The organism is Dapis brunnea BLCC-M229, from assembly GCF_050015995.1.
GTDB lineage: Bacteria > Cyanobacteriota > Cyanobacteriia > Cyanobacteriales > Microcoleaceae > Trichodesmium.
Genome location: NZ_JBNHEP010000136.1, coordinates 13,755 through 28,498, shown reverse-complemented (window position 1 = coordinate 28,498; position 14,744 = coordinate 13,755). Strand labels below are relative to the sequence as shown.

6 protein-coding genes and 1 pseudogene are annotated in these 14,744 nt (G+C 33.8%); 3 read left to right on the top strand and 4 right to left on the bottom strand.

The features are described 5' to 3' along the window. Positions 1 to 1,013 precede the first annotated feature (1,013 nt). Positions 1,014 to 3,425 carry a pentapeptide repeat-containing protein gene (locus tag ACP6PM_RS16090; protein WP_426586310.1) on the top strand — a complete coding sequence of 804 codons (2,412 nt, stop codon included), beginning with the start codon at positions 1,014 to 1,016 and terminating at the stop codon, positions 3,423 to 3,425. Between the two features lie 1,061 nt (positions 3,426 to 4,486). Here the strand turns inward: ACP6PM_RS16090 and ACP6PM_RS16085 are convergent. The 4 genes and pseudogenes from ACP6PM_RS16085 to ACP6PM_RS16070 all read right to left on the bottom strand — a co-directional run. Then, positions 4,487 to 5,062 (bottom strand): annotated as a pseudogene (locus tag ACP6PM_RS16085) (IS1 family transposase); the annotation flags it as partial. A gap of 312 nt (positions 5,063 to 5,374) precedes the next feature. Further along, on the bottom strand, positions 5,375 to 5,578 hold the full coding sequence (locus tag ACP6PM_RS16080; RefSeq protein ID WP_426586308.1) for a hypothetical protein: 204 nt from the start codon (positions 5,576 to 5,578) through the stop codon (positions 5,375 to 5,377). A gap of 505 nt (positions 5,579 to 6,083) precedes the next feature. After that, on the bottom strand, positions 6,084 to 7,463 hold the full coding sequence (locus ACP6PM_RS16075; protein WP_426586306.1) for an aldehyde dehydrogenase: 1,380 nt from the start codon (positions 7,461 to 7,463) through the stop codon (positions 6,084 to 6,086). Positions 7,464 to 8,496: 1,033 nt separating this feature from the next. Next, on the bottom strand, positions 8,497 to 10,743 hold the full coding sequence (locus ACP6PM_RS16070) for a RelA/SpoT family protein (protein ID WP_426586304.1): 2,247 nt from the start codon (positions 10,741 to 10,743) through the stop codon (positions 8,497 to 8,499). 1,023 nt (positions 10,744 to 11,766) lie between these two features. Between ACP6PM_RS16070 and patD the strand changes: the two genes are divergently transcribed. Together patD and ACP6PM_RS16060 are read left to right on the top strand one after the other, a co-directional pair. Beyond that, positions 11,767 to 12,192, top strand: coding sequence for a heterocyst frequency control protein PatD (gene patD, locus ACP6PM_RS16065; protein WP_426586302.1), 426 nt, complete (start codon positions 11,767 to 11,769; stop codon positions 12,190 to 12,192). Beyond that, the gene (locus ACP6PM_RS16060) at positions 12,189 to 12,800 is read left to right on the top strand and encodes a zf-TFIIB domain-containing protein (RefSeq protein ID WP_426586300.1); all 612 of its coding nucleotides are present in this window, start codon (positions 12,189 to 12,191) and stop codon (positions 12,798 to 12,800) included. The genes patD and ACP6PM_RS16060 overlap by 4 nt, the downstream gene beginning before the upstream one ends. The last annotated feature ends 1,944 nt before the right edge of the window (positions 12,801 to 14,744 follow it).

Here is a 14,744-nt window from a genome sequence, read left to right as displayed (position 1 = left end):
AAGGAAGAAGGAAGAAGGAGTAAATATTGAAAAAAAAGGGAAAATTATGGGAAATTATATAGATAACTGTCTGAAATGAATTGGAGCTGCTCTTCTTAAGTATCTCTGATTTAGATCGAAAAAAAGTGCAATTTTGCAAGCTTGAGCTACCAAAAACTTAGGATTAAAGGCAGACAAGGGTAGAAAAATCACTTCTTAAATTATTCCTCCTAACTTCTCTATAATTCCCATTTATTCTGACTCCTGACTACTACTATTACAAAAATAATTATTCAGCAAACCCTATGTAGTAAACTAATCATTCTGTACATATAACCGTGGACATCACCAACTACTGCAAAAAATATGTCTTGATAGTTATTAAACATTATACTTTAGAGGCTGTTTGTAAAATAAGTATTATAGAGATTATGGATCGACAAAATATAAAAGTGGAAATAAGTCCAGAGATTGAAATAAGCATGACAGGGCAGTGTATCGGTATTCATAATTTATCAGTTATACTGACAAATAGAAAGTATAGTTGTGTCTTTTTCCCTATTCCCTATTCCCTTTAGAAACAATCTCTTATCTATTAGACATCTGGTGATAATCAAAAATCAAATCAATCCCATACGTATAAATCATCAATTATTTCCCCCTACTTCCTACTCCCTACTCCCTACTCCCTACTCCCTACTCCCTACTCCCTCTTTTCCGGAGAGGTCTATTGATATTGTTCCTAATAAATTATTTAGATTATCATTCAATACTCAACTAGTTAATTTAAGCATTATGGAATCATCTCAATTTAATAAAAACATATTTTATTATCGAATATTAATAGTCTTAAAACTATAATGTTCAATTTGAATCTACATAAATTAAAAAATCGACTATACTATTTAGTTTAAGGTCAATTTCTCAATCTTGCTTAGGGGGTTTCCAGAGTAGAGAAAGTTAGAAAGCACCGAATATGTAAAAATATTAATTTTCAGGTAAAGTTATTGGATATGCAGATGAAGTCCAAGAAAATGAATAACTCCCTGAATGAAATTCCTATGTTAGATATGACTTTAGCGACATCTACCATACCTATGCTCTATAGTCTTGAAGCAGTAAAAGAATGTTTACTCCATGGTGAAGTAGAATTGAGAGTAGCAGCAGTGTCTGAAACTATTAAACATGGAGATCCTGGATTAGATTTGTTACTTATGGCCTTACACGATCGGTCACCAGAAGTGCAATGGGCCGCATATTCCATACTCCTGGAACAACAACAACCTAAAGCCAAACTAGCATTATCCCAATATACTTGGGATGTATGCAGAATATTAGAGCTATATGCTGCTGGAAAACGGAGATTTATCCGAGCTAACATGAGGGATGCCAAACTTAATGGTCTAGATCTACAGGGTATAAATTTTAGTTTTGCCTATTTCAAAGATGCCGATCTGAGTAGTATTAATCTCAAAGATGGAAATCTCATAGAAGCTAATTTACGAGGTACAAATCTCAAGGATGCTAACCTCAAAAATACTAATCTTGAGAATGCTAATCTTAGTCTTGCCAAACTTAGGGGTATTAATTTAAGTAATGCTAATTTGAGTGGTGCTAACTTGAGTGGTGCCGATCTGAGTCTTGCTAATCTAACTAATGCCAATTTAACTAATACAAATCTTAGTCGTGCCGACTTAAGAGGTAGTAAACTTAGGGGTATAAATCTGAGGGGTAGTAAACTAAATGAGACAACAAAACTTGATAGTAAATGGTTATTAATTTGGGAAATAGTTAATCAGAAAGCTATTGGTAAAGACCTCAGAAATATTAATTTAATCTATATCGATCTTGGGGGAGTTAATCTGAGTAATGCTAACCTCAGTGGCGCTAAACTTAGAGATGTTAATCTGAGTAATGCCAACCTCAGTGGAAGTAATTTTAGTGCTGCTAACCTCCATAATGTTAACTTGAAAAATAGTGACCTAAGTAATGCTAACTTGACTGGTATTAATTTCAGTAATGCTAATCTCTGCCATGCTAATCTCGAAAATGCTGACCTCAGAAATGCTGATTTTAGAGGTGCAAATCTTAACTGTGCTAACCTCCGAAACACCAAAATTAATGATTTAACCAAACTAGATTATAAATGGCATTTAGTCTGGAAAATTGTTAATCAACAACGTATAAATAAGGATCTTAAAGGAGTAAATCTCAGTGATGCCGATCTTCGCGGTATCGACTTAAAAAATATTAATCTGCGGAGTGCTAACCTAGAGGCGGCTGATTTAGGTACAGAGTATTGCCATACTCTCTGTCCTAAAAAAGGATTAGAAAACATTAGGAACAACTACTATAGTCGGTCAAATCTCAGAAATGCCAATCTTTGTAATGCCAACCTCAAAGGAATTAATCTAACAGGAGCTTATTTGGATGGAGCTAATTTGAGTGTGGCTAATCTAATTGCAGCTAAACTCAACGATGCGGAAATGACCAATGCTAACCTTACTGCTGCTGACCTTAATGGCGCAGATTTAAGAAATGCTAACCTTACTGCTGCTGACCTCAGTGCTGCTGACTTCAGTGACGCTAATCTTAGTAAGACTAACCTCATAAATGCTCATATTAGCGCTGCTAAATTATCCAATGCTCAACTTGATGGTGCTAACATCAATGAAGCTGACCTGAGTGCAGCCAATCTAAGTGGTGCTAATCTTCGTAACGCCGATCTAAGTGGTACTAATCTTCGTAATGCCGATCTAAGTGGTGCTAATCTTCGTAATGCCGATCTAACTGATGCCGATCTAAGTGGTACCCATTTGGAAAATGCCGATCTTAGTTGGGCTGAACTCAAAGGTGTCAAACTTCGTGAAACAACTAGAATTGATCGAAAATGGTATACAGTTTGGCAAATTGTTAATGAAAAAATAGCAGTTAAAAACTTACAAGGAAATGACCTCAGTAATACTCAACTAAATACTGTTGACCTCAGTCGTGCTAACCTTAGCAATGCTAACTTGAGTGGTGCGAGTCTGCGAGTAGCAGATTTGTGGGATGCCAATTTAGAAAACGCTAATCTGAGTAATGCTAACTTGGGTGGTGTTAATCTTAGTAGTGCTAATCTCAAGGGTGCTAACCTGAGTGGAACTGACCTTAGTCGCGCTCACCTGCGACATACCATTCTTAGTGATGCCATTCTCAATGGTGCTAACTTGATGGGGTCTGATTTATGGGGCGTTAACTTAGATGATATCGATCTTAGTGGTGTTAACCTGAGTTATGCCGATCTCAGCTATGCCAATCTCAAAGATACTACTTTAAGTGGTGCTAATCTCAGTCGCGCTAATCTTAGCTATGCCAACCTCAGTGGTGTCAATCTCAGTGATGCCGATCTAAGTGGGATTAATCTGAGTAACGCCAATCTCAATAATTGTATATTACCTGATTAGACATCTGGTGAAAAATATATAGACTTTTTGTAAGAGTAGGGAATAGGGAACAGGGAATAGGGAACAGGTAAGATATTTTCAGGAAAAAGGTACGAAAAATGATTCTTTGACGAACTTTTACAAGTCTAACTGGTGCTAAATAAAAGGCAAGTTTATTTTCTGGAGATGTCTATTGAAAGTAATGGGGTTTGAGTAGCAACTGTGCAGAAAATACCCTAAGGCTGTATCTATTTACGGTACTCCTGTATATGTAGTGATAAAATTCTGGTCAGGCTATCGCTTCATTATAATAGACTTCTCGCTTTATAACTAAAAAAAACTGGCAAACCCAAGTCAAGTAAGAATTTTAGCTATTCCCAATTTAAAAAGTCTAGAATTACTGCTGTGTCTTATACCAATTCACTTTAAAGATGTCACAAATAGTTTCAAACTTTAAATGTCAAATAATTAGGGTTTGCTTATGGAAAGTATGAGTGGTAGGGGTAGGAGACAGGAGACAGGAGACAGGAGACAGGAGAAATGGAAATTATAGAGGAGGTAGTCGTAAAAATTGTCCCAAGATTTTTCTGCCATAATCATCCCAAAATACTAGCATGCATGAGCTTTTTGGACCGAAACAGGCGCACTTTTTTAGACCAAAAAAGGCACTTACTAATATCTATCAGTGCTTTGATATTTAATCAGCCAGCCCTAATTACCTCAAACTGTTGTCTTGTAAAATTTTTTAGCTTATCCAATCTAACTTCTGAATTCAGAATTCTGAATTCAGAATTCCGTGAAACGGTATTAATTTGAGCGATTTTTTCCATCTATTTAGCGACAAGTCTAATGATGAATGAAATACGCGCGTAGCTCCTAAATGATTTTCTAGCTTTTTAGTGCATGATAAAGTATTTCTGACCAACCGAGAAATTCTAGCCACATAAAGTATTATTTAATCTTTCTATATAAGCTGTTATAGCGCTACTTGAATCGGGAATAGGGAACACTTAACTGGGAACAGTTGACTATCAAAAGGTTTCAGGATTTAGAAATGTCCGCGCCCTATTTGCGTAGTGCTATAAACCTATTTCTTTTCCAACTCAGAGAGTGTCTTGAATCAGGAAAAACTAAATCATAAGCTGACCAGAAATCTGTATAACAAACTGCACATTTTCTCTAGACACCAGGCACATGAATTCCACAATCCCAATGCCCCTTTTTCTCCTCTTTCCCCTAAGTAGAAACCTAGGATTTCTTTAGTTTTTATATCAATAGCCAACCAGAGCCATTGTTTGTTATTTTTATGACCTACAAACGACCACATTTCATCACATTGGATTGTGAGTTTACCCGTTTTTTTTTGGTACATTTAATAGACTGAGAAACCTTAGCATACTTATTATTGACGTAACTCTGGAGCCATTTTTCGGACACACCTGTTACAGGAATTATGCCAGCTAAACTAATTTGAGCAGAGCAATAATTTATCAATTAATTCTTTGGTTTCATTACTAATATAATCTATTTGACTATTTTCCACAAATTGTCAGAGACAATTTTGATACTGATATTTTTGTTTTCCCCTAGTGAATAGTGCCATTTTTGACAATATGATTACTACTAAAACTAGGGCATATTAGTTGATGACTTGACATTTGATTAGAGATTTTTTTTCTGATTACTGTCAATAGATAATAGCATACTTTTGGGTCAGAATACTTGGGGTTAATTCCGCATAATTTTATAGCTGATTATATTAAGCGATCGCCTAGACAATAATTTTTAAATTCTTAAGCAGAAAAAACGTAATATTTTCAAGATTAATGCCAAGAACTAATCATTTATATTGACTTATCATACCATTTTGATAAATGTTTGCTACAAATGACTAGAGGATTTTTGTTTGAGTCAGGAGTCGTAGGGGCGAGGGCGCGAATCGCCCGTACAGGAGTCGTATGGGAATGCCTTTAATACCATGTTTTAGCTCGGAAATTATCTTTTTGTCTTGGTGCGTGTTCCCTCTCTTGGTCGATTGGATATGGCGCGCCATCCCATCCTTCGGAATGCTCCGCAAACGACCGCTTGCGCCGTGAGACGGCGCGGGGTCGCACCGCTTTGTCAAAGGGAAATCTTCTGAAAAATATTTTTATTCCCCTTACTATTCGTAACATTCTTTTTTCATGCTTGGTATCACTACATATACAGGACTACCATTATTATTAGTGAGAGAGTAAGTGAGCTTTGCTCACCTACTCTTCCCACCTAAGTTGATTTATTTTTAAATTAATTATGGCTCAGAAAACGCTAATTTTTATCAATAATTTTACTTAAAAGTATTTGGTAGTTCTGCATAGTAATGGTGAGGATATATATTTTTTAATTTCTCCCACACTCCCCATCTCCCACCCCATCTCCCATCTCCCATCTCCCCATTTCCCCATCTCCCCACATTCCTGGTGCTTCCTTTACCATTACTATGCACCACCACCCACTGGGAGTAATAGTTGTTAATCCATTAAATCTGAGCTACGAAGTCAATCCGAGCGCTGAGAGGGAAGGAATTTAACCTCCATAGGCTATGAGTTTTTAACCTTTTGGTTAAAGAGTCATGTTATAGTCAATACTTCTTTGACCCAACAAATCGCACCCAACCCAACCTGCAAATATTACCGAATATTACCGAAAAATTATTTTTTTAATCAAACCAACCTTATTTTTATAAGGAGCATATCGGACTCTTAAATCAAACCATAATCCCTTGTTCAAAACACTTTTATAGTGAGAAAAAGTATCAAAACTAGCCTTCCCATGATAACTACCCATACCACTATTTCCCACTCCTCCAAACGGTAAAGATGGTACTCCAAATTGCATCGCCGTATCATTAATACAAACATTCCCAGAAGAGGTTGCTCTTAAAACCTGTTCTTGTTTCTGTTTATTTCGAGAAAAAAAGTAAAGAGATAAAGGTTTAGGACGAGAATTAACCAGAGAGATCGCCTCATCTAAATTTTCATATTCTAAAACAGGCAAAATAGGTCCGAAAATTTCCTCCTGCATAATTCCAGAATCCCAATTAACTCCCTCAATAACTGTAGGTGAAATATAACGTTCTTCCGACTTTGTTTCACCACCAATAAAAATTTTTCCATCTTTCAGTAAATCGCTCAATCTATTAAATTGCTTCTCATTAATAATCCGACCATAATCCTGACTTTCCAAAGGATTTTCACCATAAAATTCCTCAATCGACTGTTGAATTTTCTCTAATAGCTCGGATTTAACCGACTTATTTACCAACAAATAATCAGGAGCAACACAAGTTTGACCAGCATTAATAAACTTTCCCCAAGTAATACGTTTTGCCGTATATTCCAACTGAATATCATCATCAACAATACAAGGACTTTTACCACCTAATTCTAAAGTTACAGGAGTGAGATTTTTAGCAGCAGCTTCCATCACTATTTTCCCCACCCTTGTTCCTCCAGTAAATAAAATATGGTCAAACTTTTCTGCTAATAACTGTTGACTTACTTCGATTCCACCCGTCACAGCAGCAATATAATTAGACTCAAAAGTATTAGCAATTAAATCTGCAACAACCTCAGATGTATGAACAGCTATTTCCGAAGGTTTAATAATCGCACAATTTCCCGCTGCAATAGCACCTAACAAAGGAGATATTACCAATTGAAAAGGATAATTCCAAGCACCAATAATTAAAACTACCCCTAAAGGTTCTGGATAAATTTTAGCTCCGGCAGGAAACTGCTCAATAGGAGTAGAAACTCTTCTAGGTTTTACCCAAGATTTTAACTTTTTAATTCCATCATTTATCTCCGTGAAAAAACTCAGTTCAAAATATGCTTCAAACTTTGGTCTATTCAAATCTGCTTTAACAGCAGCAACTATTTTTTCTTGATAATCTAAAATTGCCTGTTTTAACTTTTTCAGTTGTTCTATTCTAAAGTCAATATTTTTAGTTTTTCCTGTAGCAAAAAATTGACGTTGTTTATTTAAAATATTGGCGATAGATGATTGTTCTAAAAGCATAGTTTTTATCCTAAATCTCAAAGGAAATAGATAGTAGTAGAATGACATATCTAAAAATATTGCAATAGTAGGGGCGGGTTCTGCATTAAATTAATGAGTCTTAAGCTCTAAATCAGATAAATCCGCCCCCGATGATGTAATAAACTATTTTAGATGTGTCGGTTTAGTAGGTCGTAGTAATTTGGGAAACAGGAAATATAAGAGAAGAAAAAACTTTACCTCAGTAACTTGAGAAAGGCTATATTGACGACATGTAAGCTTTTAATCATGTTTGCTATTTTGATGGTTGTTTTGACACTTTCTATAAAAACAATAAGTTAAACAACTAATTGTTGAAAGCTGATAGCTAAGGACTTAATATTTATATTAACTCTTATTAATTAGCTATAATAAAATAAAAATTATATAGCTGTTGAAGCGAGAATCTTTTTTCGGAGCGGAATGGGGAGCTAACAAATTTCCCCTTGTTCCCTACTCCCTGCTCTTTATTACCTCTTCCCTAAATTTTTTTTTCTGAGTATTAAAAGAGATATAATATGACATTAAATATCGTTGAAATATCTCTTTTAAATTTATAGGGTTACACAAATAGGGTTGTGAGTATTCAAAGAGATATAATATGAAATTAAACATCGTTGAAATATCCCTTTTAAATTTATAGCGCTACACAAATCGGGTTGTGAGTATTAAAAGAGATATAATATGAAATTAAACATCGTTGAAATATCTCTTTTAAATTTATAGGGTTACACAAATAGGGTGCGGATATTTATCAATAAATATAAATACTCAAACTAAGTCAGGGATTAGTTCTGAATTCGTAAGCATTCAGCCGTCAGCTATCAGCTATCAGCTTCATTACCTTTAGTTGATAACTCAAGCTTATTTTTCTTGTGCTTTAATTTATGGGTTAAAAATGTAGTAGAAGTTAAGGGAATGCCTGCTTCATTAATTTTTTAGCTGAGAACTGACCGCTAATAGCTGAATGCTTACCTGAATTATCAATTATCAATTATTCATTATTCATTATTCATTATTCCACCTGACTAATACGACGCAGATTCAAAATATCACTCATATTTTTAATCTGAGTACAACTCCGTTCAAATTGTTGGCGATCGCTCACTTCAATACATAGATTAATAATTGCGGGATGACCAGGAGTTGTTTTAACCTGAGCATTTTGAACATTAACATTATTATCCATCAAACGAGATAAAATATCCTTCAGTACACCCACTCTATCTAGAACTTCAATAGAGATATTAACTGGATAAGTTTTAGGTCGTCCCTGATTTTCATTACCACTATTCCAACTAACAGGAACTAGCCTTTCTCCAGGTACACTTTCTAGATTAGAACAACCTTGACGATGAATTGAAATACCATTCATACGAGTTACAGCTCCAATAATAGATTCACCTGGAATAGGATTACAACAACCTGCTAAATGATACATTAAACCTTCAACTCCAGCGATTGGATGAGAATTATTAGGAGATGAAGTTTGAGTAGGTTTGTGTAAATATTTTTCAGAACAAATATCTGAATTATGCTCAACTTGTGTTACTTCTCTAGATGCATCTCGTAATCGATTAACTACTAAATTTAAAGTTATTTCACCATGACCCAAACCTGCTAATAAATCATCAACATGATGATAATTCAATCTTTCAGAAACAATTCGCATTTGGTCAGATTTGAGTAAAGATTCAAAACCTTTTTTGCCCAATTCTTTTTCTAATAATTCTCGACCTCTAGCTAAATTTTCTTCTCTATGAAAGCGTTTAAACCACTGACGAATTCTATTTTTTGCTCCACCACTAACAGCAAAATTTAGCCAATCTAAACTAGGATGACCATTTTTCTGAGTCAAAATTTCGACAATATCACCATTTTTTAAAAGAGTATCTAAAGGTACTATTCGTTCATTCACCTTAGCTCCTGTACAATGATTTCCTACTTCTGTATGAATGCGATAAGCAAAATCTATTGGTGTCGAGTCATGTTTGAGAGAAATAACATCACCTTTTGGTGTAAAAACATAAACATCTTCATAAAATAAATCGCCCTTAATAGTCTCCAGATATTCCCGATCATCTTTGAGGTCACTTTGCCATTCTAATAATTGTCGAAGCCAAGTAAACTTTTCATCTTCAGTAGTAATTTTCGTATTACTATAACCCGTTTCTTTATATTTCCAATGAGCAGCTATTCCATACTCAGCAATATGGTGCATTTCCACAGTTCTAATTTGCACCTCTACTGGGCGACCTGTAGTACCTATTACTCCTGTATGTAATGATTGATAACGATTAGGTTTTGGCAGACCAATATAATCTTTAAATCTTCCAGGAATAGGGCGATAAGAGTCGTGAACAATGGCTAAAGTTCGATAACAATCCTCATTTTTTTCTACAATTATTCTCAGTCCAGAAATGTCATATACTTGGTGAAATTCTTTTTGTTTGAAGTACATCTTTCGATAGATGCCATAAAGATGTTTAGGGCGACCACTAATGTCGTAACATTCTATTCCTACTTGGTCTAATTTTCGTCGTAAATTTTCTGTCATTTCTAACAATCTAGCTTCCCTGTCTGCTCTTTTATCTGCTACCAATTCCTGTATTTCTCGATAAGCATTTGGTTCAATATATTTAAAAGATAAATCTTCTAATTCCCATTTAATTCGACCAATTCCCAAACGGTTTGCTAGTGGTGCAAATATTTCCCGTGTTTCTAACGCTTTACTCAATTGTTTATGAGGAGGTAAATGTTGGAGAGTTCTCATGTTATGTAATCTGTCTGCCAACTTCACAACAATGACTCTAATATCCTTTGCCATTGCCAAAAACATTCGGCGAAAATTTTCAGCTTGTAGCTCTGTTTTGCTGGAAAAATTAAACTTAGAAAGCTTAGTTACACCTTCTACTAATAAAGCCACTTCCGCACCAAATTTTTGTTCTATTTCTTCAATACTTACGTCAGTATCTTCAACAATATCATGTAGAAAACCTGCAGAAATCATCGCACTATCACCGCCAAGATATTTTAATAATCCTGCCACAGCTACAGGATGACAAATATAAGGTTCTCCTGATTTCCGATACTGCCCTTCATGTAACTTGTATGCAAATTCAAATGCTTGACAAATTAATGCTGTATCTACTGAACAGCTAGTCAAATTATCACTCTTATTTCTGTTATCTAGACATTCTTGCAACCAATCAGGAATTATGCATGAAATTTGAGGTTTAGGTGTCAGGGTTTTAGTATTCATAGGAATTAGTTTAGAGTTAAGGAGTATTAGCTTTTTACCAAAAATTGGTAAAATCTGAAATAGTTATATAGTAGTTTATTGTAGTAATAGTAGATGAAATTTTTACTCTACTATTACTACAATAATTAAAATCCATTACTAATAAGTTATATTTCTGTATTTTTCTAGCAGTAATTGTAAATTTATATTCTATTATAAAGTAATATATAAAAGCTTTTAAGTTTATAATTCCAGTTTTCCTACAGATTATCTGTGATTTTTTATACTTTTATTTTTCTCTCAAGATTCTGGAAAACTATAATTATCAAACTATATATTTATATCTTATTATTATAATCAATTTATGTTATTCAATCAGGGTTAGTTGACCCCGAAATCTCAAATATAACTTAAAAATTGAAGACTTAATTATTTTTCCATATAGTGAAATTATAACTATCAAAAAAATAACAACAATCTTTAGAATAAGCTTCAATCTTATTGGGAATTAAATCCCAATTAATTTTATACACGGGGTGTGACGGTGGGGTTTAATTCCTGATTTCTCATGCATAGTGCTCTTGAAAAATCTACAACATCACAGCTAATACTGTGCCATCGAAAACGTAAGTTTCCCGAAAAATCAAAGTGTAGCAACGATAAAATTAGGATTGAGGATTAAACAAAATACATAACTTAGAAGGAAAATCCTAAATAAATTAAAGCTCAATATCTCTAAATTATGTAAGTAATAAAATTCTCATTTCTTAGTCTCTCTAGGGTGATATTAAGTTATAGACAGATTAATTAAGCGTCCGTGGTTGCACTTAAGCTAATAACTTCTGAACCTAAAATTCTAGATTGTTATACCAATTCACTTATAATAATGTCACAAATAATTTCACACCACACTAATTATGTAAAATTATCGCCTGAAATTATTCTCAGTGAAATTTTTCAGCCAATACTATCTGATTTTTCGACTTTTAACTTTTGACTTTTGACTTTTGACTTCAATGAAACAATATTACTTCATTACTTCGTATGTTAATAATATATACAAATTTCGATTTATTTACATTAATGTTGCCAAAGGAACATAATCAGCAATATCAAAAACTCAGTCAACTTCTGAATCAGTTGCAAGAAAATGTGCTGGAAAGAGAGCTAGCAAAAATATTGGCCACAAATCAAGAAGTCCAACAATTATTCGAGACTCAGATTATTAATTTAGATAACTCAGGACTAGACCAACCTATAGCATCCCAGGTACAGTCTTATTTGACGGAGATTCATAAGCAATTTAGGCTCTTGAATGTAGATGTTAGCTTTTTACAAGCATCTCGAAACCCTCAAACAACACAAACACGGTTGGCCAATATGAGCGATCGCCTAGAAACTCTCAAAGGTTATTGTTTGAGTATACTTGGTCAAGCCACATCAAAACAGAATCAGGAAGAAACAGGATGAAAAGCCCCAAATGCGATGTAGAGTTAGAAGATGCCGTTTTAAATGATATTATTCCGGTAAAATATTGTCCTATATCTAAAGGTTTTTGGATTTCAGCAAAAGAGTATGAAGCCTGGTTAGCCAGTTTACCTTCATGGTATGCTCCTGAAGAAACCTTGCCCTACTACAATCAATTTGAAGATTTTGTACCCTCCCCTTTTGATGGTAAAGCAGGATTATGTCCAGAGTGCGGTACTTATTTGTCACGAACTAGAATAAATATTAAAAATCCTTTCTATATAGAACGTTGTATGAGTTGTGGAGGTATCTGGTTTGATAGTGGCGAAGAATGGAAAATTTTAGAAGAGCTTGGTCTTCACACTAAAATTCACGAGATTTTTTCCAGTCAATGGCAAGCAAAAGTACGTCAGTATCAACAAGAAATGATTAATCGTGAAACTGTTATTGATAAATTAGGAGAAGAAATAGCTGAGTATGTTTTTCAATTAACAGAAATATTGGAAAATCATCCCCAAGCAGACTGTGCTGCTACTTATATGTTACGCAGATTTGAAAAGAAAAGTAAGGAACTTAATGGCAAATTTAGCATGGGTAGTAAAAGTTCATGATTTTTAGTTGTTAATTAGATTTTTTGACTTCTTTAAAGATGCTTATGTCTTGCCTCTCCTAATATTTAGAATCAAAAAAAATTTTGTCTGGTATCAATTATTAATATATTCACTTTGAGTGAATATTTAACACCTTAAATTAATTTAACTTTTACTCAATTACAACTTGCTCAAAAACAACAGGATTTTCAACGGGAAAATAAAATAATTAATCAAATAGCTTATTATTCCTTAAGGCAAATATCGCAATTGCAGTAATAAATTAATTCCTAACTGAATAGAGAAAATCTAGGAGTAATCTATTCTGAAAAACATGGAAAATATTATTGGGCAGTAAATAATGTTTCTCTAGTACTGCAACTTGATAAAAATCATGGTAAGGATTCAGACGTCAACTAGCCATTAACTATTAATTCATATCATGTCCGGTAGCATCGGTATTGTATAGCAAAGGTAGGGAACAGGGAACACTTAACAGGGAACAGAGAAGAGGGACGAGAGGGAGGAAGGTTTAAGAGCAAGAAAAAACTTAAATTTCCTGTTGATATTTACGCTAACTTTTACACAAACGATATAAACAGACATGATATCATTGCCTTTAGAAATAGATACTCAAAGTTAATATTTTTTAGTTGCTATTTAGATTTTTTTTACCCTGTTAAAGATGCTTATTTCCCACCTATTCTATATTATTTAGGCTCAAAGAATAAATTTTGTGGATCTCAAGCAAGTAGTTATGACAAAATGAAAATAATTGAAGAAAAAAGAAGGGAGAAGAAACAATTGGATGGGGATAGCCTTCGGCAAGTCGCTCCGCGTCTTATAATCCTAACAAATTTTAGACATCGTTTAGACTGTGGGGTATTAAACCAATAATAGAATTGATAATTATAAAAAATCTTCTTTTATAAGGTTTTTCAGATTATAAAAATACAACTAATCATAAAAAATAGTTTTTTTTAGGATTAAATTACTTGACGAAGTTCCGACCTAGGAGGCTAACTGTTAAGGAAGTTTCTCCGGCAGGAGGCTAACTGAAATGACCTGATAAGAACTTGAAGAATTATTAGCTAAGAGGAAATTTTTCGGCGTTGCACAATCAGGCAATGATGACATATGAAAGTAGATATTTTTGGATAATTCTTTCCTCGATACTATGTACAGTTGAAAATCTAAGCAGGTAAACAGAATTAATTACACAAAGATTTTGGTGAAATTGCCATTCAGTAAGGATCGAATTTATAAATAATTTTGTTCAGGTGTTTATTATCCTTTAATGTACAACCCCTAAATTATTAATTTATCAACTGTTATATCATGTCCGTTTATAGCGGTTTTCACAAAGGTAGACTACAGTAAAAATTCTATATATACCTAAAGTTTAATAAATTGCAGAAATAGTTGTATTCTATGTTAATGAAAACCGCTATAATTAGTGATAAAAAACTTTTTCCTCGTAATACCCTATTTTTTCCTCCTCTTTTCCCTCCTAACTCCTGATGACTCCCTACTCTTCTCCCTCCTGACTCTTGACTCCTGAGGACTCCCTAATTATTTATAACTGTTTATCCGGACATGATATTACTGAATATTTCACATCTAAAATCAAGTTAACTTGTGCTCAATCAAAACTTACTCAAAAACAACGGTTTTTTCACCTGGAAAAGAATTACTAAAATGTAAGCACTTAGGTATTCGCCTTCAAGTTTTCCCTGGGGAATGCTACGCAAATATCTTTTCCTGGGTAATAATTCTGTACCAAGTAATTAATGAGGAATATTAGCTAGTATGCTTTAAGAGTAACTTTTAATTTTCACTCAATTTTTCAACTCTGATTCTTACTTCAAAAAGAATAAGTTAATGGCTGACAACTAATAGCTGATGGCTAAATGCTTAGACTAAAATAACAAACTATTTATCAAACAAACTATCCCTAATTAAAAT